The 23,342-nt window shown below is 33.0% G+C and carries 21 protein-coding genes; 15 read left to right on the top strand and 6 right to left on the bottom strand.

Annotation, left to right across the window (positions count from 1 at the left end; genetic code table 11):
* Positions 1-16 precede the first annotated feature (16 nt).
* The 6 genes from ACFFLS_RS06745 to ACFFLS_RS06720 all read right to left on the bottom strand — a co-directional run bounded on the left by ACFFLS_RS06745 (position 17) and on the right by ACFFLS_RS06720 (position 5,840).
* Positions 17-1,258 carry an O-antigen translocase gene (locus ACFFLS_RS06745; RefSeq protein WP_379686382.1) on the bottom strand — a complete coding sequence of 414 codons (1,242 nt, stop codon included), beginning with the start codon at positions 1,256-1,258 and terminating at the stop codon, positions 17-19.
* Between the two features lie 34 nt (positions 1,259-1,292).
* The gene (locus tag ACFFLS_RS06740; protein ID WP_379685768.1) at positions 1,293-2,384 is read right to left on the bottom strand and encodes a DegT/DnrJ/EryC1/StrS family aminotransferase; all 1,092 of its coding nucleotides are present in this window, start codon (positions 2,382-2,384) and stop codon (positions 1,293-1,295) included.
* 84 nt (positions 2,385-2,468) lie between these two features.
* Positions 2,469-3,428: a GNAT family N-acetyltransferase gene (locus ACFFLS_RS06735; RefSeq protein WP_379685767.1), complete on the bottom strand. Its 960-nt coding sequence runs from the start codon at positions 3,426-3,428 to the stop codon at positions 2,469-2,471.
* Between the two features lie 33 nt (positions 3,429-3,461).
* Positions 3,462-4,064, bottom strand: a complete 603-nt coding sequence (locus ACFFLS_RS06730; RefSeq protein ID WP_379685766.1) for a trimeric intracellular cation channel family protein — start codon at positions 4,062-4,064, stop codon at positions 3,462-3,464.
* Between the two features lie 86 nt (positions 4,065-4,150).
* Entirely contained in the window at positions 4,151-4,999 is an 849-nt protein-coding gene (locus tag ACFFLS_RS06725) for a hypothetical protein (protein WP_379685765.1), read from the bottom strand.
* Between the two features lie 97 nt (positions 5,000-5,096).
* Positions 5,097-5,840, bottom strand: coding sequence for an RDD family protein (locus ACFFLS_RS06720; RefSeq protein WP_379685764.1), 744 nt, complete (start codon positions 5,838-5,840; stop codon positions 5,097-5,099).
* Positions 5,841-5,860: 20 nt separating this feature from the next.
* Here ACFFLS_RS06720 and ACFFLS_RS06715 point away from each other — a divergent pair, with 20 nt between their 5' ends.
* The 15 genes from ACFFLS_RS06715 to ACFFLS_RS06645 all read left to right on the top strand — a co-directional run bounded on the left by ACFFLS_RS06715 (position 5,861) and on the right by ACFFLS_RS06645 (position 23,251).
* A complete protein-coding gene (locus tag ACFFLS_RS06715) occupies positions 5,861-6,835 on the top strand; it encodes a stage II sporulation protein M (RefSeq protein ID WP_379685763.1) in 975 nt (324 codons plus the stop codon).
* A 13-nt stretch (positions 6,836-6,848) separates the two neighbouring features.
* Complete coding sequence (locus ACFFLS_RS06710; RefSeq protein ID WP_379685762.1) at positions 6,849-7,622, top strand: DUF4129 domain-containing protein; 774 nt, start codon at positions 6,849-6,851, stop codon at positions 7,620-7,622.
* A complete protein-coding gene (locus ACFFLS_RS06705) occupies positions 7,615-8,871 on the top strand; it encodes a DUF4350 domain-containing protein (RefSeq protein ID WP_379685761.1) in 1,257 nt (418 codons plus the stop codon). Before ACFFLS_RS06710 ends, ACFFLS_RS06705 begins: the two co-directional genes overlap by 8 nt.
* Positions 8,872-8,895: 24 nt before the next feature.
* A complete protein-coding gene (locus ACFFLS_RS06700) occupies positions 8,896-9,909 on the top strand; it encodes an AAA family ATPase (RefSeq protein WP_379685760.1) in 1,014 nt (337 codons plus the stop codon).
* Positions 9,910-10,025: 116 nt separating this feature from the next.
* The gene (locus tag ACFFLS_RS06695; RefSeq protein WP_379686381.1) at positions 10,026-11,291 is read left to right on the top strand and encodes a DUF58 domain-containing protein; all 1,266 of its coding nucleotides are present in this window, start codon (positions 10,026-10,028) and stop codon (positions 11,289-11,291) included.
* Positions 11,292-11,407: 116 nt separating this feature from the next.
* Positions 11,408-12,493, top strand: coding sequence for an alkaline phosphatase family protein (locus ACFFLS_RS06690; RefSeq protein WP_379685759.1), 1,086 nt, complete (start codon positions 11,408-11,410; stop codon positions 12,491-12,493).
* 136 nt (positions 12,494-12,629) lie between these two features.
* Entirely contained in the window at positions 12,630-13,418 is a 789-nt protein-coding gene (locus tag ACFFLS_RS06685; RefSeq protein WP_379685758.1) for a TrmH family RNA methyltransferase, read from the top strand.
* A 413-nt stretch (positions 13,419-13,831) separates the two neighbouring features.
* On the top strand, positions 13,832-16,054 hold the full coding sequence (locus tag ACFFLS_RS06680; protein WP_379685757.1) for a RelA/SpoT family protein: 2,223 nt from the start codon (positions 13,832-13,834) through the stop codon (positions 16,052-16,054).
* A gap of 89 nt (positions 16,055-16,143) precedes the next feature.
* Complete coding sequence (locus ACFFLS_RS06675) at positions 16,144-16,608, top strand: Fur family transcriptional regulator (RefSeq protein ID WP_026729002.1); 465 nt, start codon at positions 16,144-16,146, stop codon at positions 16,606-16,608.
* Positions 16,609-16,706: 98 nt separating this feature from the next.
* Positions 16,707-17,978: an adenylosuccinate synthase gene (locus tag ACFFLS_RS06670; protein ID WP_379685756.1), complete on the top strand. Its 1,272-nt coding sequence runs from the start codon at positions 16,707-16,709 to the stop codon at positions 17,976-17,978.
* 49 nt (positions 17,979-18,027) lie between these two features.
* Entirely contained in the window at positions 18,028-18,612 is a 585-nt protein-coding gene (locus ACFFLS_RS06665) for an NUDIX domain-containing protein (RefSeq protein WP_379685755.1), read from the top strand.
* A 41-nt stretch (positions 18,613-18,653) separates the two neighbouring features.
* Complete coding sequence (locus ACFFLS_RS06660; RefSeq protein ID WP_379685754.1) at positions 18,654-20,147, top strand: S41 family peptidase; 1,494 nt, start codon at positions 18,654-18,656, stop codon at positions 20,145-20,147.
* A gap of 20 nt (positions 20,148-20,167) precedes the next feature.
* Positions 20,168-20,965 (top strand): DUF4261 domain-containing protein, encoded by a 798-nt coding sequence (locus tag ACFFLS_RS06655; protein ID WP_379685753.1) that lies wholly within the window; start codon positions 20,168-20,170, stop codon positions 20,963-20,965.
* Between the two features lie 49 nt (positions 20,966-21,014).
* Positions 21,015-21,953, top strand: coding sequence for an alpha/beta hydrolase (locus tag ACFFLS_RS06650; protein WP_379685752.1), 939 nt, complete (start codon positions 21,015-21,017; stop codon positions 21,951-21,953).
* Positions 21,954-22,051: 98 nt separating this feature from the next.
* Complete coding sequence (locus ACFFLS_RS06645) at positions 22,052-23,251, top strand: hypothetical protein (protein WP_379685751.1); 1,200 nt, start codon at positions 22,052-22,054, stop codon at positions 23,249-23,251.
* Positions 23,252-23,342 lie beyond the last annotated feature (91 nt).

Below are 23,342 nucleotides of genomic sequence, written 5' to 3'. Positions count from 1 at the left end.
TTTTTTAATATCACTTTTATATAATACTCTTTCTAAAATACAGTGCCAAAACCAACAAATAGACAAAATTGGTAAAGACCTGAGCAATCAATACGCCTTCAATCTGGAACAACTGAACAAAATTCAAACTCGAAATATACAGAAGCGAAAGCGAAAAAAACTCTGTTATAATAAAAGCTACAGTTAATTTTCGGGCAAAAAACTGATACCCTAAAATCAGTGAGCAAACCTTAAAAACATCTCCAAGCAATTGCCAAAAAAACAAGGAAGTTACCGGTAGAAAAGCTTTGGTAAACAACAATTCAATAATAAAAAAACGCGCAAAATAAATAACCGTCGAAACCGCAACAAAAACAGGCAAAATAAATCTATAATACTGTCTTACAATACTTCTGGTTTCTAAATCATTCTGCGCTTTTGAAAGTTTAGGCAAAAAATAAACCGTTAAAATAGTACTTACAAAAAGCAGATAATAAGACGAAATACGGCTCATCGTTTCCCAATATCCTGCTTGTTCGATACCTAGAACCTGAATAATATTAGAACGAACAGCCAGAAAAACAAAAGGTCCGAAAACCGAAGAAACAAAAGCCATAACCGAATAAGAAGAGAGATTTTTTAAGATTTTAAAATCAAATAAATCTGTTCTCAGGTTTTGAAAAAAACGAACTTCCTTTTGTATAAAATAAAAAGTGATAAAAAATAATAAGGACGGAGTTATCACAATTCCGAGCAACGCACCTAAGGTTTTAAACTTCCAAATCATTAAAACCGAAACCAGCAAACCGATGAGATTTCCAAAAATAGATATCCAAATCACTTTTTTAAATTTTCCGAGACCGTTTATAATCGAAATAAAGAAAATGGAAACAGCGTACCACGGCAAAGCCAAGGCTAATATCTTAAAGACCAATACATACTTAAAATCATGCCCGAATATTTTTTGGTTCCAATACTGAGCGAAAAAAAACAAAACAGCACTTAAAATCAATGCAATAGCAACTAAACTGATAAAAACGGTAGCAAATATTTTTTGTAGTTCTGTTTTGTTTTTTTCGTTTTCGGCAGTGTATTTTACGATTCCGTTTTGAAAACCCAAAGTCGAGATACTTTCCAGTGATGTCAAAAAATTACGAAGATTTCCAACCAACGCCATTCCGCTTGGCCCCACGAAAACAGCAAGCATTTTGGAGGTAATTAGCCCAATCCCGATTTTTAAGATTACACTGAAACTGTTTAAGGACGTAATCTTAAACAAAGTCGTTTGTGCTATTTTCCGAAACAAATTCAAGCTAATATCGGTTTAAGATTTCAATAATAAAAGTCACTTCTTTTTCTGTTAAAACGGGACTCATTGGCAAGCTCAGAACTTCATTATGGATTTTCTCTGTTATTGGAAAAGATAAAGCATTCCAATCCGAAAAAGCTTTCTGTCTGTGTGGCGGAATTGGATAATGAATTACTGTTTGAATGTTGTTTTCTGCTAAATATTGTTGCAAATCATCTCTTTTTTCTGTTCGGATTACGAATAAATGAAACACATGATTATTTGAAAAATCCCAAAAAGGCAATATAATTTTATCATTTTTAATTTCTTCCAAATAACGCTTTGCAACGGCACGTCGTTTGTCATTGTCGCGATTTAAGTTGGGCAATTTTAAATTTAGGAAAGAAGCTTGCAATTCGTCTAATCTTGAATTTACGCCGATAAAATCGTTATGGTATTTTTTTTCAGAACCATAATTTCGAAGCAACAAAAGCACTTTTGCCAGTTCTTCATCATCTGTTACAACCGCACCGCCATCGCCCAGACATCCCAAATTTTTTCCGGGATAAAAACTGTATGCAACCGCCGAATTAAAACTGTTTTTATAGCTTTCGTGCGCACCATGACTTTGTGCGGCATCTTCAATCACTAGGAGATTATTCTTTAGAGCAATTTCATGAATTGAATTCATTTCTGCCAATTGTCCGTATAAATGAACTAAAAGAATCGCTCTTGTTTTTGGAGTTATTTTTTCCTGAATTAAATCGGGATTTATATTGTAAGTTTCTATTTTCGGCTCTACCAAAACCGGAATCAAACCGGCCTGCATAACAGCCAGAATACTGGCAATAAACGTATTTGCTGGTACAATAACCTCATCACCTTTCTTTAATTTTCCGAGTTCGATATAAGATTTAAAAATCAAAACTAAAGCATCAAAACCGTTTCCTGTTCCAATACAGTGTTTTTTGTTGCAAAATAAAGCAAATGATTCTTCGAATGTCTGCAATTCTGTACCCAAAATATACCAACCGTTTTCCAGAACTTTTTTCAGTTTCTCCTGAAAAGCACTTTCGTAAGGTTCGTTTATTTTTTTTAAATCAAGAAAAGAGATCATAATTGTCTATTTAATTCATTGAATGCCGTATTCAAATAGCATCCTAATTTTCAAAACAAAAAAAGCATTTTTTGTTCGAAGAATTTACAATACTATTTTATAAAAATCCTGATTATAAACCGTACAGCCTAGTTCTTCTTTTTGCTGCAAAAGTCCCGGATTATAGCCTATTTCATTTTCTTCATTTACAATTCCCATATCAAAAAAATGTTTTCCTTCTCTTTTGAATTTTAATATCAAATGAATAAACAAAAAATCGAGTGCACGAACTTCTTCTCCTTTTTTTGAAGTGGCTCCGTATTGGGATTTTACAACATTTTCTGTTTCAAAAATAGTAATTCCAGCAATAATTTTATCGTCTTTGTAAACAGAAAACTGCCTTATATTTTGAGGAAACTTCGATTTCAACAATGTAATTTCTTCTTTTGTATGAACCGGTTTTACATTAAATTTCTGCAACAATCTTGGCTCGAGAATTTCTTCCCAAAACGGAAAAAAATCAATTTCTTCGACTATATCCAAATCAAGATTTTCGATTCGCCTGAAATGTTTCATTTTGCTTTTCGAAATTTGAAGCGGTATCTGAAGATCAAACGCAAGATTCATTTCTTTTCGTTCTAAAATCGCGTTTCTTTTAAACAGAAAAAAGTCAGCTGCATTATTTCCTTTCGTCAGATAAAAAATTGGAATTGGTTTATAATGAAAGTTTTTAACTTGATTTTCTCTTAAAAAAATCAGAATTTCGTCGAGAATAATTTCGATTTTAAAAACTTTTAATTTTTCAGAAAAAACAAGCCCACCATAGGTCAAACCTTGATGCGAATGCACAGAATCAAACGTTTTATTGGCCGGCAGAACTGCTTTTAGTTTTTCTTCTTCAAATATCATTAAAGAGAAATCTTCGAATCTGTCTTGATGATATTCCATAAAATTGCGGTAAAACAAAAAAGAGGCGTTTTTCGCCTTTGCAATAAAATCATTCCAGATTGCATAATCTTTCTGATTGTACTTTCTTACGGTATATTTCTCTGATTTTTCTGCCACAAATTATAAGGATTTCAATGATTTATTCTAAAACTATTTATGATCAAATGCTTTTAAATACCATTTATATTTAACGGCCAATAATCTGATTGCAATGATAATGAGCGAAGTTACAAGATATAAGACATCTTGGTCTAGATTTAATTTTCTTAGAACAAAAAATATTATACCACCAAAAATGCAGATAGTAGCATAAATTTCACGTCTGAAAATAGTCGGGATTTCATTGCATAAAATGTCGCGTGTAACTCCTCCAAAACAAGCTGTCATAGTACCAAGCGCTATACAAATTACCGGATGAAGCCCTGTCATAATTCCTCTTTCGAGACCAATTAAAGTAAAGACACCAAGACCGATGGTGTCAAACAAAAATAAGGAAGTACGCAGCTTGTCAAATTTCTTTCTAAAAAGAATAGCCAAACCATAGCCTAAAATAATCACATATACATATTGCAAATCCTGCATCCAGCCCACGGGAGTACGCCCAATTAAGACATCACGCAGTGTTCCGCCACCAACAGCTGTTACAAAAGCAATTATAAAAACACCAAACGGATCCAGTTTTTTATGCATTGCTGTTAAAGCTCCAGACATGGCAAAAGCCATAGTGCCAATAATATCTAATAAATGAAACATTCCTTTTTAGTTACAAAGATGCAAAGGGTCAAAGTTACAAAGTTGTAAGGAATTATCTGAACAAATAAATTTCTTAAATGAGATGCTTATTTTTTAACATAAATCGGGCTTCTTTTTAATAAATAGTTGACAGAATCCATCCAGCTGTCTTTTACCGCTAAAAAAGGTTTACGAGTCTGAGAGTAGATTTTGTCTTTATTTTTATACATGTCAAAATAAACTGTATAATAATAATACGTCTGATTATTTGACGTAGTAGTCGAAACATCGTTTGTTTTTACTTTTTTGTTATTGTCATTTACTTTTGCATTTCCGCTGTTATAAGTAGTTGATGTTGTTCCTGTTCCAATTGTATAAGAAACTTTTGCAGCAACAATATTATCAACTCCAAGTATTTTTTCGAGTTCTTCAATTGAAGTTGCGTCTATATTGTTATGATCTATTCCTGCTTTATGCAATAAACTGTTTGTTGTTCTTAAATCCTGAACTGTTAGCGGAAAAATATTAGAAGACTTATCTAGCAACTTATTATACAGATCATTTTGAGCAAATTTTGCCATATCTTCCGAACTTTCCTGCGTATCTGAATTTAGATATGGAATCGGCAGAACTGCTATTGTATTGGTTTTAAATTCTGAAACAGCATTTGAAGACGAACCCGAAGATGGTGAATTATTTCCCGAGCTTACATCAAAAGTCTGAGATCTTCCGCTGGCAAAATCAATTTTGGCAATCTGTGAGACATCAAGCGAAATCTGCAATGTTTCTCCAGGAAACGAATATTCTACCGTTTTATCAGATATTTTAGAAATAGTGCATTCAATAATCTGATAATCTCTTTTGATGATTTTATCTAATTTTTTTCCGCTTTGAGCGAAAGCAAAAATGAAGGAAAACGACATTAATACAATAAGGAAAGACTTTCTAATTTTCATGATGTTGATTTTATTTTAAAACACTCACTAATAACTAGTTAAAAATAAAAAAATAAATCCGAATTCAGAAGATTTTTCCTATTTATTAATAAAAAAATTACATGTTCTGGGTATAAAAATTATAATCTTTTAAAACTGTACGTATAAAATCGCTGTTGTTTCCAGACTGATTTTTAATTCCGGCTACACTTTCAATTTTTGCTGCCAGCTTATAAACGATTTCATGATCATTTTTGGCTTCTGCACGCAGAAAAGTTTCTTTTATGATACGCATATCATTGTCTGAAAGCTTGATTACAAGCGGATAAGTCGGAACATAAGAATCACCGATTTCTTCTAAAATCGTATGGCTTATATTGATTTTATTTTTCAAAGTTATTACCGCAGTTCCTGCCGCCATATCGCCCAGACGCTGCGATTTTTTACTCGAAACGACGGCTATAAATCCGATGAGGCCGTACATCGTCGAAAAATCGATAATTCTAAAAAACCAACGAATGAGATAATCGCCGAAATCAGCCTGATAGCCATCTATTTTTACGACTTTTATCTTAACAATTCTTTTCCCGATTGACTGTCCTTCAAAAATACTTTCTAACGTGATAGAATAGATTAATATCGGAATCGAAAGAAAAAACAATACCGCTGCCAAAGACCAATTGTCTAATTTATTCAACACATTATCGAGGTTAAGCCAATAAACACAAATTAGAAAAACTGTGATTACATAAGAGGTTTTTATGCCCAAATCAATAGAATACGCTCCCAGTCGTTCGCCTACCGAAGCGGCAGTAAAATTTATTTTGACATTTTGAGTTGTGTTTATAGATAATTCTGACATATTTTATATTTTAGCCAACCATGAGAGAAATCGCCTTTATAAAGCAAAATAAAGAAAAATGGCTCGAATTTGAGCTGGCAATTTTCGGTAAAGCTAAGAAAAATCCTGACGAATTAGCTAATTTGTACATTCAAATGATGAATGATTTGTCGTATGCTCAAACGTATTACCCTAAAAGTAAAACTGTTGTATATCTAAACCATCTGGCTTCTCAGATTTATCAGAAAATTTATAAAACCAAGCGCACCGAAAAAAACAGAGTCATTGAATTTTTTAAAGTCGAGGTGCCGCTTTTGGTCTACGAGTACAAAAGGTATCTTTTATACTCTTTTATTTTCTTTTTTGGATTGGTCGCAATCGGCGTTGTCTCTGCCCGATTCGACCCAGATTTTAACCGTGTCATCTTAGGAGATTATTACGTAAATATGTCTTTAGAAAACATCAAAAAAGGAAATCCGATGGCCGTTTATAGTTCCGGATCAAATTGGGGAAGTTTTGTTGAAATTACTAGAAACAATCTTATCGTTGGAGCTAATTGTTATTTCTTCGGAATCTTTTTAGGAATCGGAACATTTTATTTTTATTTCAAAAACTGCATTATGATAGGCACCTTTCAATACTTTTTTTATGAACACGGTGTTTTTTGGGAGAGCGTTCGCGGTATTTGGATTCATGGTTCGATGGAAATTTTTGCCATTATAATTGAAGCTGCGGCAGGGTTTATTCTCGGTGCAGCGATTTTGTTTCCTAAAACATTTTCTAGAATGAATTCTTTTAAAATAGGTTTTAAGAACAGTTTCAAAATTTACTTAAGCACGTTGCCATTTACTTTTTTTGCAGGATTTTTAGAAGGTTTTATCACCCGATATTCAATAGATATGCCCATTTGGTTGAGCAGTTTGATTATATTGTCTACATTAGGATTAATTTCGTTTTATTATCTGGTTTATCCTTTTATTGTGCACAGAAAAATGCTAAAAGCCCAATTCAATTAATTACAATCTTTACATGAATAAATTCTTCTTCTTTTTATTTTTCCTTTTTCAATGCAGCATCTGCCCTGCACAGGATTCTATTATAACAGAAGAACCTCCGAAAATTGAAACTGTAAAATATACTGAGAAAGATATTCAAATAGATACGGCTTCAGTCGAAGGAAAAAAGTTTCCGAAAGATTTCAAAAAAAAATATACAGATTCTGAATTTGTTTACGAATATCAGGAACCTGAAAAAAACTGGTGGGATCACTTTAAAGCCTGGCTGGCAAGCATTCTGCGAAATTTATTCAGTTTCAGCAGTCCTGAAACCGCAGTTTATTTTGTGGTTATGCTATTCAGGGTTTTGGCTGTAATTGTAATTATTGTACTGATTTATTTTATTGTCAAAGCCATAATCAACAAAGATGGACAATGGATCTTTGGAAAAAATTCAAATAAAAAAACAATTTATTATTCTGATGAAGAAAAAAACATTCATCTTCTGAATTTTCAAAAACTGATAAAAGAAAGCCTCGAAGCTGGCGAAAAAAGAGCCGCAGTTCGCTATTACTATCTTTGGTTGCTTAAAGTTATGGCGCAGAACCGTTTTATTGAATGGGATATCGAAAAAACAAATTCTGATTATTTATACGAATTAAAGCTTCCTGCTCACAAAGAAGATTTTATGTATCTGTCTTATTTGTACAATTACATCTGGTACGGCGAGTTTGAAATTGACGAAGCAACCTTTAACAAAACCGAAAATCGATTTAAAAATGCATTAAAAACGTTTGGCAATGAATAATAATATTAAAATATACATTGGCATACTTGTTTTCGTTTTTACTTTGATTGTTCTAGCCGACAAAGAAAAACCAAAAGAAATTGATTGGAGACCTACTTATGATACTGGAGACAAAATTCCGTTTGGTCTTTATGTACTTGATCATGAAATCAAAGGTTTTTTCAAAAATCAAAACATTGAGCGAATTTCTAATCAGACTGCTTACGAATTTTTGGTCTCAAAATTAAATGATGATGCTGACTTTAATCCATATGAAGATCCAGAAGCAAATCCAGATGAAAACGACTTTAACATAAATACTTATACTATTCGAGGAACTTTTCTCAATATTTCTGAATCCGATAATATTGACGAGCAGTCTATGAAAGAAGTTTTTGATTTTGTTTCCAACGGAAATACTGCGTTTTTGAGCATGAAGGCTTTTCCGAAAATTCTGCTTGATTCTTTAAAGATTCAGTTAAAAACAGATTTTCTTCCGGCAGACAGTATTTCTGTCTGGATGGCCAACAAAAAAATCAGCAACAAAAAATATGTATTCAATACCGGTCTGAGTGATTATTTTTCTAAAATTGATACTTTAAACACCACCATTCTTGGGTATCAGAACCGCGCACATAATGAGAGAAGCGTTAATTTTATAAAAGTGCCATTTTATAACGGATTTTTCTATCTGCATACGCAACCGGCAGCTTTTACAAATTACAATTTATTAAGGAAAAATAATGCTCAATACGCAGAAAATGTATTGTCTTATATCTCAAAATATGACGTTTTCTGGTACACAAAACCGCTTAATGGCGAGAAAGTTTCTGATTCGTCTATGCGTTATTTCTTAAGTCAACCTGCACTTAAATGGGGATGGTATTTATTTCTGATCGGAATGCTTATTTTTATGATTTTTAATGCCAAAAGAAAACAGAGGGTTGTTCCGATTATAAAACCGCTTTCTAATTCAACTGTCGATTTTACTAAAACAATCGGAAATTTATATTATCAAGAAGGAGATCATACCAATATCATTGATAAAAAAATCATTTATTTTCTGGAGAAAATCCGTACTGAATATTTAATTGACACGACAAAACTTAACGAAGAATTCATTAAAAAACTGCATCATAAAACCGGAAAAAACCTAAGTGATATAGAAGATCTTGTTTATCTTATAAATGAACACCGAAAAAGCTATCACGGAAGCCTTGAAGAAGATTTGATCCGAATAAATAATGCAATTGAAAAGATTTTAAACTAACAAAATTCATAAAATAAACCTATCATGGACGAAAGCTATAAAACCACAGAGGAAATCACAAATGAAAATGTGAATTTTGAAACCCGACTGAATCTTGCACCTCTTTTAGAGCATGTAAATACGATTAAAAAAGAAATTGAAACGGTAATTGTTGGACAACATAAAATGATAGACCAATTATTAGTTTCCATTTTATCGAACGGCCATGTATTGCTAGAAGGCGTGCCGGGAGTTGCAAAAACAATTACGGCAAAACTGTTGGCTAAAACATTAAATATTGATTTCAGCCGAATTCAGTTTACTCCAGATTTAATGCCTTCTGATATTTTAGGGACTTCAATCTTTAACTTAAAAAATTCAGAATTTGAGTTTAAGAAAGGACCGATTTTCTCCAATCTAATTTTAATTGACGAAATCAATCGTGCCCCTGCAAAAACACAGGCAGCTCTTTTTGAAGTTATGGAAGAGCGCCAGATAACCATTGACGGCTCTGCTTATCAGTTGGATGCGCCATTTTTGGTCATTGCAACCCAAAACCCGATTGAGCAGGAAGGTACATACCGTTTACCGGAAGCACAGCTGGATCGTTTTCTTTTTAAAATCACGATTGATTATCCAAAATTAAACGAAGAAATCTTGATCATCCAAAGAGAGCATTCGCTGCAGAATCACGGAAAACTGGAAGCTGTAAAAACAGTTCTTTCTGGAAGTGAAATCAAGGAATATCAGGCTTTGGTAAAACAAATAAGAGTTGAGCAAAATCTTTTGGAATATATTGCAAGAATCGTAGTTAACACCCGCGAAAATGCCTTTTTATATCTAGGCGCTTCTCCTCGTGCCTCGATTGCAATCTTAAACGCTGCCAAAGGTTTTGCCGCAATCAGAGGACGCGATTTTGTGACTCCTGAAGATATTAAAGAAGCTGCAATTCCTGTTCTACAGCATCGTGTAATTGTAACTCCTGAACGCGAAATGGAAGGTATTACAAGCTCTGAAATCATTAAACAGATTATTGAAACCGTTGAGATTCCTAGATAGAACAACTCCAAGTCGAACAAAACAATAAACTTGAAACCTGAAACAAAAAAAACTTGAAACTAAAAAGCCTTTACCTCAATAATTTCTTTTTCTATGTGCTTATTGGCATTATAGGGATGTTTTTCTTTGCTTTTGTTTTTCCAAATTTATACAATGCAGTTTGGCTTTTGGTACTGATTCTCGCAACCTTTACAGGACTTGACTTATTGTTGCTGTATCTGGCTCAAACAGGAATCGAAGCGCATAGAGAAGCGCCTGAAAAACTTTCAAATGGCGATTTGAATCCGATTACTATAAAAATTAAAAATCACTATACTTTTATGATTTTTATAAAAGTTATTGATGAAATTCCGTTTCAGTTCCAAGTGCGAGATTTTAAGATTCTAAAAACGATAAAAGCTTCAGCGCAAAAAGAGTTTGGTTACGATCTGCGTCCGACTGAGCGCGGCGAATATCATTTCGGCAGTTTAAATATTTATGTTTCTTCTCCGTTAAGGCTAATTTCGAGAAGATTTATCTTTGATGAAAACCAAATGGTGCCTACATATCCTTCTTATTTACAGCTTAGAAAATACGATTTGCTGGCGTTTTCGAATAATTTATTTCAGTACGGAATCAAAAAAATACGCCGTATCGGGCATACGATGGAATTTGAACAGATTAAAGAATATGTTCAAGGAGATGATTTAAGAACAATCAACTGGAAAGCGACAGCTAAGAAAAGTTCGCTGATGGTCAACCAGTTTCAAGACGAAAAATCACAATCGGTTTATATGGCCATTGACAAAGGACGCGTTATGCAAATGCCTTTTGACGGTTTAAGCTTATTGGATTACGCTATAAATTCTTCGCTTGTTCTGGCCAATGTTATTTTGAAAAAACAAGACAAAGCAGGACTTTTTGCATTCTCTAGAAAAGTAGAAAATCGCGTTTTTGCAGAAAGACGCGGCTCTCAGATGCAGAAAATCCTTGAAACTTTGTACAACATTAAAACAGATTTTTTCGAAAGCGATTACAGCCGTTTGTATGTTGACATAAAAAAAAACATCAACCAAAGAAGCTTAATCATTCTGTACACAAATTTCGAAACCATGGACGGATTAAACCGTCAACTACCTTATTTAAAAGGAATTGCAAAAAGTCATTTGTTGGTTGTTGTATTTTTTCAGAATACAGAATTAAACCAAATCATCAACAAAAAGACCAATACGATTCAGGAAGTTTATGATAAAGTTATTGCCGAAAAATTCATGTTCGAAAAGCGCTTAATTGCAAATGAATTAAAGAAATACGGAATTCACTCGGTCTTAACACAACCAGAAAATCTGACGCTTGACGCCATTAACAAATATTTGGAGATCAAGTCGAGAGGAATTTTGTAAACCATGTCTCTTGTTAACTTATGGTTATATTCTTTGCGCCTTAAGAAGCTGCAGCTATTATTAATTTAATTTTGAAATAATTATCAAATCTGATTAATAATTCAAATAGGTAAAAAATGAAAAAAGCCGTCTTAATCCTCTTTATTTTAATAAGCTTAAAATCTCAGGCACAAAAAACAGAAAACATCATTATCATTACTACAGATGGTTTTAGATGGCAAGAAGTTTTTAAAGGAATAGATTCTGAAATTGCGAATGATAAGAAATTCAATCAAGAAGACAGCGCTTATATTTACAAAAAATATTCTGGAGCAGATTTTAAAGCATCACGTCAAAAAATAATGCCTTTTTTCTGGTCTGAAATTGTTTCGAAAGGGCAAATTTATGGAAGCCGCGATTTTGGAAACAAAGCAGACGTTTCAAATCCTTACTGGTTTAGTTATCCCGGTTACAGCGAAATAATGACCGGAAATGTCGACCTTCAAATAAATTCAAATGGTTACAAACCGAATCCAAATCGCAATGTTTTAGCATTTTTGAATGAACAGCCAAAACTGAAAGGAAGAGTAGTCGCTTTTGGTGCATGGAATGCTTTTGACCGAATTTTGAATGAAGAAAAAAGCGGTTTTCCTGTAATTTCTGCTTTTGATAATGTTGGAGGAAATAAACCAACCACAACTCAGAAACTACTGAACGAAATGCGCAATAATTCGTTTAAGCCATTTCATGAAGATGAATGTTTGGATGTTTTTACACATTATCAAGCAATGGACGAACTGAAAACAAAAAAACCGAAAGTACTTTATATTTCATATGGCGAAACAGACGAGTGGGCGCATCACGGATACTACAAATCATATCTTGACGCTGCCAATCAGGTTGATAAATGGATTGAGGAAATATGGAATTTTGTACAAAATGATTCTCAATACAAAAACAAAACCACCATTTTTATCACAACAGATCACGGCCGCGGAGATAAAACCAAAACACAATGGACAGACCACGGCGCCGATGTTCCAGGCGCTTCAGAAATCTGGTTTGCTGTAATGGGACCAGAAATTGCTGCTAAAGGCGAAATCAAAACCGAATCTCAAATTTATCAAAAGCAATTTGCACAGACTATTGCTAAGATTTTAGGCTATACTTTTACAGCTGATCATTCTGTTGCTGGAGAAGTAAAAGAAGTTTTTGAGAAATAGTTTTTAGCTACGAATTCACGAATTTTAATTTTTTGATTATAAAGAATTAATTCGTGAATTCATGGCTATTTTAAATTATTGCGAGAAGAAAAAAACTCTGTACCTTTGTCGCTCTGCAACTTTGAGCCCTAAAAAAATGAAACAAATCACTTCTGTCCAAAATCCGTTTATCAAATCTTTGGTATTACTTCAAGAAAAAGCCAAAGCCAGAAAACAAACCGGAACATTTTTGATTGAAGGATTACGCGAAATTTCTTTAGCCATAAAAGGCGGTTATGAAATCGAAACCATTTTATTTTTACCTGAATTAGTTTCTGAAACTGAAATCAATAAACTGATTCCAAGTTCGTTTCAAATTATAGAAATCAACAAAGAGGTATATCAGAAACTTGCGTATCGCGATACAACCGAAGGAATTCTGGCTGTAGCCAAAACCAAATCATTACAATTATCGGATTTAAAGTTATCTGAAAATCCATTAATTCTGGTTGTTGAATCCTTAGAAAAACCAGGAAACATTGGCGCTGTTTTGCGTACAGCAGATGCTGCCAATTTGGATGCGGTTTTAATTGCAAATCCGAAAAGTGATTTATACAATCCAAACATTGTTCGTTCGAGTGTTGGATGTCTTTTTACCAATCAAATCGCAACTGGAACATCTGAAGAAATTATCGCTTTTCTAAAAGAAAAAAAGATCAATTTCTACAGTGCTACTTTGCAAAATTCAACTTCTTATCATACTCAAAATTTTACTTCTCCAACCGCTTTGGTTGTAGGTACAGAAGCTACTGGATTGACACAACAATGGCGTGACGAAGCAACGCAGAATATTATTATTCCGATGCAGGGAGAAATTGACAGTATGAATGTTTCTGTTGCTGCCGCTATTTTGATTTTTGAAGCGAAAAGACAGAGAGGGTTCTGATTTTAGATTTTAGATTTTAGATTTTAGATTTTAGATTTTAGATTTTAGATTTTAGATTTTAGATTTTAGATTTTAGATTTTAGATTTTAGATTTTAGATTTTAGATTTTAGATTTTAGATTTTAGATTTTCTAAAAGTCGCTTTGCTCCTTTTTTGAAATTTGCTTCTTTCACTTATTGAGGTCTTTTTAAACTATTTTAAATTGATATTGTTTTTTGACATTGAAATTGAAATTAAGGATTTAAAAATTTAGAATTTATTTCTAGGCTGAACGAAGTCGAAGCCCTTTTTACAGACAAAAATCTAAAAATTACACCCTAAAAAATCTAAAATCTAAAATCTAAAATCAGCAATCATAAAGCCTTGTGTATATTCAAACTAATTCTTATTTTTAGTACTTGAACTATGCCGTTATGACAGAAATAGATATCGAGAAAGAAAATAAAGCTATTGCACAGGAATACAAGGAATTACTTCGAATAAGTTACCAAACTTTAGACGCCACTGATAAAAAATTAATTCGGAAAGCATTTGATGTTGCCGTTGATGCTCACAAAGAACAAAGACGCAAATCGGGCGAAGCTTATATATTTCATCCTATTGCAGTTGCAAAAATTGTTGCCTCAGAAATTGGTCTGGGTGCGACCTCTATCGCCGCGGCTTTACTACACGACGTTGTAGAAGATACGCCAATTACTGTTGAAGATATCGAACGCTTATTTAACCCGAAAGTAGCGCAATTGGTTGAAGGTCTAACTAAAATTTCATTAGTTCAAAAAGACTTAAATGCTTCAATGCAGGCAGAAAACTTCAGAAAAATGATTCTGACGCTGAATGATGATGTACGTGTGATTTTGATCAAATTAGCAGATCGTCTTCACAATATGCAGACCATGGATTCGATGGCGGAGTACAAACAAACCAAAATTGCATCTGAAACTCTTTATATCTACGCTCCTCTTGCGCATCGTCTTGGACTTTACAACATTAAAACAAAGCTAGAAGACCTAGGTTTAAAATATACAGAACCTGCTGTTTACGAAGACATTGTAAGCAAAATTCGCGAAACGAAAGAACAGCAAGATGCCTATATAAAAGATATTTCGGAGGTTTTGAAAAAATCTCTTGATAATGAAAATATCGATTACATCATCAAAGGACGTCCGAAATCTATTTATTCTATCCGAAGAAAAATGCGTGCACAAAACGTAAGCTTCGACGAAGTTTATGACAAATTTGCTCTTCGAATAGTTTATAAAGCGGATCCACACGACGAAAAATTTGTGGCCTGGAAAATATATTCTATCGTAACCGATCATTACAGACCAAGTCCTAGCCGTTTGCGCGACTGGATTTCATCACCAAAATCGACCGGATATGAAGCATTGCACATTACCGTAATGGGACCTAAAGGACGCTGGGTTGAAGTTCAGGTTCGAAGCGAACGTATGGACGAAATTGCAGAAAAAGGTTATGCTGCTCACTATAAATACAAAAATGGCGCTACAGAAGAAAGCGGCTTGGATACTTGGCTCAATTTACTTCGCGAGGCTTTAGAAAATCCTGAAACCAATGCGGTTGATTTTGTCGAAGATTTTAAAATGAATTTATATTCTAAAGAAATCTTCGTCTTTACGCCAAAAGGTGAAATCAAATCTTTACCAAAAGGTGCGACTTCTCTAGATTTTGCTTTCAGCATTCACTCCGAAATCGGAATCAAAACCCGTGGAACTCGTGTAAATGGAAGATTAGTTCCTTTAAATCATGAATTAAAAAGCGGTGATCAGGTTGAAATTATTACTTCTCCAAACCAAAAACCAACTGTAAACTGGCTGGAATATGTAACTACTTCTCGTGCAAAAAACAAAATCAAAAATGTTCTTAACGAGAATACTAAAAAGATTGCCGAAGAAGGAAAAGAATTGCTTGTTAGAAAACTAAAACACTTAAAAGTTAATTTTAACGAACAAGTAACCAATGAATTAGTCAATTTTTTCAAATTAAAAACCAGTTTAGATTTATTTTACAGAGTCGGAATTGGAGCAATTGAAAATCAGCAGCTGAAAGATTATGCGGCGCAGAAAAGCAATTCGTTTATTAATTTCTTTAAAAATAAAATTAAGCGAAATAAGGACACAACTGCGTCAGATGATATTCATAAACCAATCATCAGTAGCAATTACGACATGTTGGTTTTTGGAACCGAACACGACAAACTCGATTATAAACTTTCGCAGTGCTGTAACCCAATTCCGGGTGATGATGTTTTTGGTTTTGTAACCATTAATGAAGGAATTAAAGTACACAAAAAAGATTGTCCAAACGCCATCGGAATGCAGTCAAATTATGCGTACCGAATTATGAGCGCCAAATGGATTGACTCTTCTCAAGAAGAATTTAAAGCCATTATCAACATTACCGGAATGGATGTTTTAGGACTTACGAATCAGTTAACGAGAGTGATTTCGAACAATATGAGCGTTAATATTCAGAGTATTTCATTGAGCACCGACGCAGGAATTTTTCATGGACAGATTGCAGTTATTGTAAAAAATAATACTATTCTGAAAAAAATGATCAATGCCATCAAGAAAATTGATGGAGTCGATAAAGTAACAAGAGAATACAGAACCTAACTTTTTAAGCTTTCTATAAGGGTTTTTATAACTAAACTTTAAACCCGAAACTTTTATTGATTAAAAATAAAAAATTATCTTTGCAGGATATGACACTCATTTCAACTGACAACACTAAGAATCAAGAAATTGTAAAAAATGTTTTTACAATGTATCTTGAACAAAAAGGGCATCGCAAAACTCCTGAGCGTTATGCTATACTTCAGGAAATTTACGACAGCGAGGAACATTTTGACATAGAAAACCTTTATATCAAAATGAAAAACAAAAACTATCGTGTGAGCAGAGCTACGCTTTACAACACGATTGAGTTATTGTTGGACTGCGCTTTGGTTAGAAAACATCAATTTGGGCAGAATCAGGCTTACTACGAAAAATCATATTTTGATAAACAGCACGATCATATTATCATGACAGATTCTGGCGAAGTAATTGAATTTTGTGATCCAAGAATTCAAACCATCAAAAAAACTATCGAAGAAATTTTTGATATCGAAATTACGAATCACTCGCTTTATTTCTACGGAAACAAAAAGCAAAACTCAAATTCATAGTCTTTTATAGACTTTTCAAGAAAAAATTAAAAAAAAAGAAAATTAACTACATAATCAGTAGGACAGCTTAGATTGTCCCAACGCAAATTAAAAACAGAATGACCGTAGATTTATTACTAGGATTACAATGGGGAGATGAAGGTAAAGGAAAAATTGTTGACGTTCTTACCTCAAATTATGATATTATTGCACGTTTTCAAGGAGGACCAAATGCAGGACATACATTAGAATTTGACGGAATTAAGCACGTACTAAGAACGATTCCTTCTGGAATTTTTCATAAAAATTCAGTAAATATCATCGGAAACGGCGTTGTAATTGACCCAGTAGTTTTTCAGAAAGAAATTGAAGGTTTAGAGAAATTCAACCTTGATATTAAAAGTAAATTAATCATTTCTAGAAAAGCGCACTTAATTTTACCAACGCACCGTTTGCTTGACGCTGCCTCTGAAGCATCTAAAGGAAAAGCTAAAATTGGTTCTACTCTTAAAGGAATCGGACCGACTTACATGGACAAAACAGGTAGAAACGGTTTACGTGTTGGAGATATTGAATTAGAAGACTTTAAAGATCGTTATAGAGCTTTGGCTGATAAACACGAAGCAATGATTGCTTTTCACGATGTTGCGATTCAATATAATTTAGCTGAATTAGAAAAAGAATTCTTTGAAGCTATCGAAGAATTGAAAAAATTAGATTTTATTGACAGTGAAGAATACATGCACCAAGCTCAAAAAGCAGGTAAATCTATTCTTTGCGAAGGAGCTCAAGGATCTTTATTAGATGTTGATTTCGGAACTTATCCTTTCGTAACTTCATCTAACACTACTGCTGCAGGAGCTTGTACAGGTTTAGGAATTGCTCCTAACAAAATCAAAGAAGTTTACGGAATTTTTAAAGCTTATGTTACTCGCGTAGGAAGCGGACCTTTCCCAACTGAACTTTTTGACGAAGTGGGCGCTACAATGGCAAGAGTTGGAAACGAATTTGGTTCTGTAACAGGAAGACAAAGACGTTGCGGATGGTTAGACTTAGTAGCTTTGAAATATGCAGTTCAAGTTAATGGTGTTACTCAGTTGATGATGATGAAAGGCGATGTTCTTTCTGGATTTGAAACTTTAAAAGTTTGTACAGAATACAACTATAAAGGACAAAACATTTCTCACTTCCCTTACAACATCGAACCAGAAAATGTTACTCCGATTTACAAAGAATTTAAAGGTTGGAAACAAGATTTAACCGGATTGACAACATACGATCAGTTGCCAATTGAGCTAAAAGAATATATTGAATTTATTGAGAAAGAAATCGAAGTGCCAATCAAAATTGTATCGGTTGGACCAGATAGAAAGCAAACAATAACAAAATAATACATTTAAACGCTCTGATAATCAGAGCGTTTTTTTTGATGCAAATTTTATGAGAAAAAATCCAGAAATAGAAATCACAGAAACCAAGCTGTTATCCGATAATTGGTATTTGTTAAACAAGGTTACTTTTAATTATAAAAAAGAGAACCAGCCTGTTGAATCGCACATTCGTGAGGTTTACGACCGCGGAAACGGAGCCGCAATTTTACTGTATAACTCCTCTAAAAAAACCGTTACGCTAACAAGACAATTCCGTTTGCCTACTTACCTAAACGGAAATAAAACCGGAATGATGATTGAAGCCTGCGCTGGACTTTTGGATAAAGAAAATGCTGAACAGGCTATTGTCCGCGAAACAGAAGAAGAAACCGGATATCGCTTAACAAAAGTCCAGAAAGTTATTGAAACTTATATGTCACCAGGTTCTGTAACAGAAATTCTGTACTTGTTTGTCGGCGAATATGACGAAAGCATGAAAGTAAGCGAAGGCGGTGGACTTGATGCTGAACAGGAGAACATTGAAGTTTTGGAATTTACTTTTGACCAGGCTTACAATATGATAGAGTCAGGAGAAATAACTGATGCTAAAACTATTATGTTATTACAACATGCTAAAATAAAAGGTTTGATTTAAAGTTTTTTGAGTATTTTAGATCAATCAAACCTTTACAAAAAATGTTCAAATCTAAAATAGTTCTCATTTTCTTTTTGCCTTTATTTGTGCTTTCTCAAAACAAAAAATGGCCAGCAGAAAAACTTAAACAAGATTTAGTAATCTTTAAAGAAGTAAGAGAAAAAGCAAATTCGGGACTTTATAAATACCGAACCAAACAACAGATTGACAGTATTTATTCTTGGGCATTTTCGCAAATCAATCAACCAAAAGAACTTATTGAGTTTTACAAAATAGTACTGCAGATTACCGATTTCGAAGGAAGTCTGCACAATGACACCACACTTCCTGATGATTTTGAAAAGAAATATTCATCAGGAAATGTTTTTTTCCCTTTTCCAGTAAAACTGATTGAAAACAAATTAGTCGTTAATTTTGAAAATTCTGAAATCCCTTTAGGATCAGAAATTCATAGCATTAACGCAATCAAGAGTCTAAAAATTCTAAATTCTCTCTATAAATATTATACAACCGATGGCTATAATATTACCGGAAAATCAATTGGAATCGGAAGTTCGTTTGCTAAATATTTCCAAATGGAATATGGTCCTCAAAAGAATTTCATCGTAGAATATTCGCTTCCAAATCAAACAAAAAAAATCAAAAAAACTATTTCTGCAGTTTCAAACGAAAAGAGAAAAGAAAATTTCAAAAATAGACATTCGCTTCCTATTGACAGCTTGCAGTACAATCGCGCAAAAGACAAATATTCGTTTAAAATAATTTCAGGAAACACGGCACTTCTTTCTGTTCATACTTTTGTAATTGGCCGAAATGCCAAACACAAAGAACATTTGGCTTATAAAAAATTCCTCGACAGCTGTTTTCAGTATCTCTCTCAAAACAATCAAATAAAAAATCTGATTGTTGACGTCCGAAACAATGGCGGCGGTACAGATCCAAACGATATTGTTACTTATTCTTATCTCACACAAAAACCATTTAGAGAAAATACTTCTGCCTATGTCACTTTTCAGGAAATTCCTTTTTCAGAACATTTCGTTTATGAAGAAACTGAGCCTCAGAAAAAACAGGAAGAGAAAAAAGATTTTGAAGACGAACTAAAAGAAGAATTTCCGAAACTGGAAAATGGCAGTTATTTTCAAGATGAAAAATTCAATCAGCTATTACAGCCTACTCCAAACAATTTTAAAGGACAGATTTATTTATTGATAAGTCCGAGAATTGCTTCGGCAGGCTCTCTTTTTGCTTCGTTGGTTGCAGGAAACACAAAAGCAATTGTTATTGGCGAAGAAACTATGGGCGGTTACTTCGGACACAATGGCCACACTCCTATCGAATATGAACTGCCAAACACTAAAATCAAAACACAATTTTCTATTGTAAATCTGGAACAAGATGTGCCTAAAAAATCGAATCAGATTTTTGGAAGAGGAGTTATTCCAGATTACGAAGTAAAACAGACTTTTGAAGATTTTTTACAAAATAGAGACACACAATTGGAATATACGTTGAAATTAATTGAACAGAAATAACTTAACCTAAAACCTAAATTATGGGATTATTTGACTTTTTTAAGAAAAAAGAAACTCCGCAAAAAACAGAAAAAACAGAAAGCAATTTATTACTTGCCATGCCAATGTTCGAAAATAACGAGCGTTACAGTATAGAGAATGTAATAAATAACCTAAAAGATTTTTGGGGCTTATCAGTTACCGATTTTACAGGTGATGATAATTCGGCCATTTTTAAAATAAACGGTGAATTGATAGCTGTTGCATTTGTAGGAGCACAAATTCCTTGGGAAGATATCTCGGGAACTGCAAAATATACTTACAGCTGGCAAACAGCAGAAGAAGATTTGAAAAATTTTGACGGACATGCCATCGTTTCTGTTATGTCTGGGCCAAAAAGTCAATTGGAAAGATTCACCATTTTAAGCAAATTATTATGCTCTATTCTTTCGACATCAAACTCATTAGGAATTTATCAAGGAAGTCAAACCTTACTAATACCTAAATTGCAGTATTTAGAATACATTCCCGATTTACAGCAACAAAAATCTCCAATTCATTTATGGATTTATATTGGAATCAGAACTTCTGAGCAAGGAAATAGCATCTATACTTATGGACTAAAGGAATTTGGAAAACAAGAAATGGAAGTTATAAATTCTCAATTACCAATTGAAGAACTTTATGGTTTTATCTCAAACATAATTGCTTATGTAATTGATAGCGATATAACTTTTAAAAACGGAGAAACTCTTGGTTATACTATGGATCAAAAAATCAAAATAACTTCTTCACAAGGAATACTTGTCGAAGGACAAACTTTAAAATTAGAAATGTAATTTCCAATCACAATTAACAAAATCAAAATATATAATTAGAGCATATTAAATGAAGTTATTTAGCAACAAATACTTTAAAATAGTAGCATTCCTTTTTATAGCTATGAATGTTATAGCTTTTTTTCATGCCTATAAATTCACACATTTCGCAGCATCAAATTCTAAAAAAACCGAGAGTCCAGAAAAGCTCTCTTCGTTTGAAAAGGTAAAAACATTATTTTTTGGAGTAAACAATCCTAAACCTCAGAATAAAAAAGTTCCAACACAGAAATATCAAACCCTAAAATTAAAAAGCAATAAAGAAATAGAATGCTGGCTAATTAAAAATCAAAAATCTCGAGGAACCGTTATTCTGTTTCATGGTTATGGAGCCGAGAAATCATCGATGATAGATAAATCAAATGAATTTTTAAAATTAGGCTTTAGTACTATGCTGGTTGATTTTATGGGAAGCGGTAATTCTGAAGGAAATCAAACAACAATTGGTTTTAAAGAAGCTGAAGAAGTAAAGACCTGTTTTGACTATGTATCTTCAACAGGAGAAAAAAATATTTATTTATTTGGAACTTCTATGGGAGCCGTTGCCATAATGAAATGCATCAGCGATACTAAAATAAATCCAAAAGGAATAATTATAGAATGTCCGTTTGGCTCGATGTACCAAACGGTTTGCGCCAGATTTAAGAAAATGAATGCCCCGACGTTTCCGATGGCTGGAATTTTGCTTTTTTGGGGAAGCATACAAAATGGCTTTTGGGGATTCGGTCATAATCCGTCGGAATATGCACAAAAAATAAGCGGCCCAACATTATTACTTTATGGAGAAAAAGACAAAAGTGTCAGCAGACTAGAAATAGACGAAATTTATAAAAATCTAAAAGGTTTAAAAAAACTTAGCACTTACAAAAATACCGGACATGAAAATTATCTATTGAAAAATAAAGTTCAATGGAGTCGCGATGTCAACTCTTTCTTGTCATCTATTTGAAAATGAAAATACCGAAACTTTAGAATCTATCCTCAATTTTATAAAAATGCTCCGAAATGAATTACAACAAATTAATCCCAACATTTAGTCTTTCAAAAATGTCAAAATTAAGTTTATTTTTTTCACTTCTTTTCTTTATTAAAGCAGTTTCACAGGAAAAAAAAGAGACCTATCTTTTTTCGGAAAACATTGCAACTAATTTAGAGAATGACAAAACATTACCAAGATACCAAATAGCCGCAACAAACTTCTCGATTAGTGGATATTATAAACTCGCATTAGAAACATGGGACAAACAATATGATAATGACATCTCTAAAAAAAGAACTGTTACAACAGAAGACAGCATTTATTTTAAATCCTTTAAACCTGTCAATGCAAAAGAATACATTATTAACCGTTCAAAAAAAGAACAACTCATTCTTATAAATGAAGCACACAATAATTCAAGACATAGAGTTTTTACAACATCTTTGTTAAAGGATTTGTACAATAATGGATATCGATTTTTAGGACTCGAAGCACTATGGAACAATTTAAATGGTAAAGAATTCCCCGTAATAGAAAGCGGATTTTATACAACAGAATCTCAATTTGGAAATCTAATAAAGGAAGCTATTGATATTGGTTTTATTGTTTTTGAATATGAAACCACGTTACAAATTAATGATGGCGGGAAGACAAGAGAAACAGAACAAGCCAAAAATATTGCCAAATTGATTAAAGAAAACCCAAACTCTAAATTTCTTATTCATTGTGGCTACGAACACATTGTTGAAGGTACTCCGGGAATAAAAACTTGGGAAAAAGCAATGGCAGGAAGACTTGCAGAAATAACGGGAATTAATCCTTTTACCATTGATCAGACTTATTACTCTGAAAAAGGAACCCAAACATTAAACTCGCCATATATTGGAATGGCAAATCAGGACTATCCTACAATAATGGTAAATGATAATAACGAAACTTTTAGTGTACCAAACAACGACCTAAAAAAAATAGATTGCGCCATTATTCATCCGGTAACAAAATATAAAAACAACAGACCAGATTGGCTTACTCTATCAAACGAGAGAAAAATATTGAAAATCAATCCTTCTAAAATTAAAGAATATCCCGCGCTTGTAATGGCATATCGCATCAATGAATATGAAAAAGATGGAATACCAGCTGATCTAATAGAATTACACAACAATACTAAAGAAACAAATTTGATAGTAAAAAAAGGATTGTATAAAATTATTGTAAAAAATAAAGACTATAAAATTACCACTGAATTTGTTCAGAATATTAAATAAAATATCTAAATGAAAATCCCGAAACCAATTCAAAAAATTATGTAACCCTTTTCAGCTATCAGAATTATAACTTTATCATAATAAAATTCAC

The organism is Flavobacterium procerum (genome assembly GCF_042431625.1).
Taxonomy (GTDB): Bacteria; Bacteroidota; Bacteroidia; order Flavobacteriales; family Flavobacteriaceae; genus Flavobacterium; species Flavobacterium procerum.
Note: the sequence above shows the minus strand (reverse complement) of the source record. Positions and strands in the feature narration are given on the sequence as shown.

Bases quoted from the DNA above. Each gene is read 5' to 3' on its own strand.
- ACFFLS_RS06720 (WP_379685764.1), bottom strand. From the start codon at position 5,840: ATGTCAGAATTATCTATAAACACAACTCAAAATGTCAAAATAAATTTT.
- ACFFLS_RS06695 (WP_379686381.1), top strand. From the start codon at position 10,026: ATGTTTTTCTTTGCTTTTGTTTTTCCAAATTTATACAATGCAGTTTGG.
- ACFFLS_RS06730 (WP_379685766.1), bottom strand. From the start codon at position 4,064: ATGTTTCATTTATTAGATATTATTGGCACTATGGCTTTTGCCATGTCT.
- ACFFLS_RS06650 (WP_379685752.1), top strand. From the start codon at position 21,015: ATGAAGTTATTTAGCAACAAATACTTTAAAATAGTAGCATTCCTTTTT.
- ACFFLS_RS06710 (WP_379685762.1), top strand. From the start codon at position 6,849: ATGAATAAATTCTTCTTCTTTTTATTTTTCCTTTTTCAATGCAGCATC.
- ACFFLS_RS06655 (WP_379685753.1), top strand. From the start codon at position 20,168: ATGGGATTATTTGACTTTTTTAAGAAAAAAGAAACTCCGCAAAAAACA.
- ACFFLS_RS06660 (WP_379685754.1), top strand. From the start codon at position 18,654: ATGTTCAAATCTAAAATAGTTCTCATTTTCTTTTTGCCTTTATTTGTG.
- ACFFLS_RS06665 (WP_379685755.1), top strand. From the start codon at position 18,028: ATGAGAAAAAATCCAGAAATAGAAATCACAGAAACCAAGCTGTTATCC.
- ACFFLS_RS06700 (WP_379685760.1), top strand. From the start codon at position 8,896: ATGGACGAAAGCTATAAAACCACAGAGGAAATCACAAATGAAAATGTG.
- ACFFLS_RS06740 (WP_379685768.1), bottom strand. From the start codon at position 2,384: ATGATCTCTTTTCTTGATTTAAAAAAAATAAACGAACCTTACGAAAGT.
- ACFFLS_RS06645 (WP_379685751.1), top strand. From the start codon at position 22,052: ATGTCAAAATTAAGTTTATTTTTTTCACTTCTTTTCTTTATTAAAGCA.
- ACFFLS_RS06705 (WP_379685761.1), top strand. From the start codon at position 7,615: ATGAATAATAATATTAAAATATACATTGGCATACTTGTTTTCGTTTTT.
- ACFFLS_RS06685 (WP_379685758.1), top strand. From the start codon at position 12,630: ATGAAACAAATCACTTCTGTCCAAAATCCGTTTATCAAATCTTTGGTA.
- ACFFLS_RS06690 (WP_379685759.1), top strand. From the start codon at position 11,408: ATGAAAAAAGCCGTCTTAATCCTCTTTATTTTAATAAGCTTAAAATCT.
- ACFFLS_RS06670 (WP_379685756.1), top strand. From the start codon at position 16,707: ATGACCGTAGATTTATTACTAGGATTACAATGGGGAGATGAAGGTAAA.
- ACFFLS_RS06725 (WP_379685765.1), bottom strand. From the start codon at position 4,999: ATGAAAATTAGAAAGTCTTTCCTTATTGTATTAATGTCGTTTTCCTTC.
- ACFFLS_RS06680 (WP_379685757.1), top strand. From the start codon at position 13,832: ATGACAGAAATAGATATCGAGAAAGAAAATAAAGCTATTGCACAGGAA.
- ACFFLS_RS06675 (WP_026729002.1), top strand. From the start codon at position 16,144: ATGACACTCATTTCAACTGACAACACTAAGAATCAAGAAATTGTAAAA.
- ACFFLS_RS06715 (WP_379685763.1), top strand. From the start codon at position 5,861: ATGAGAGAAATCGCCTTTATAAAGCAAAATAAAGAAAAATGGCTCGAA.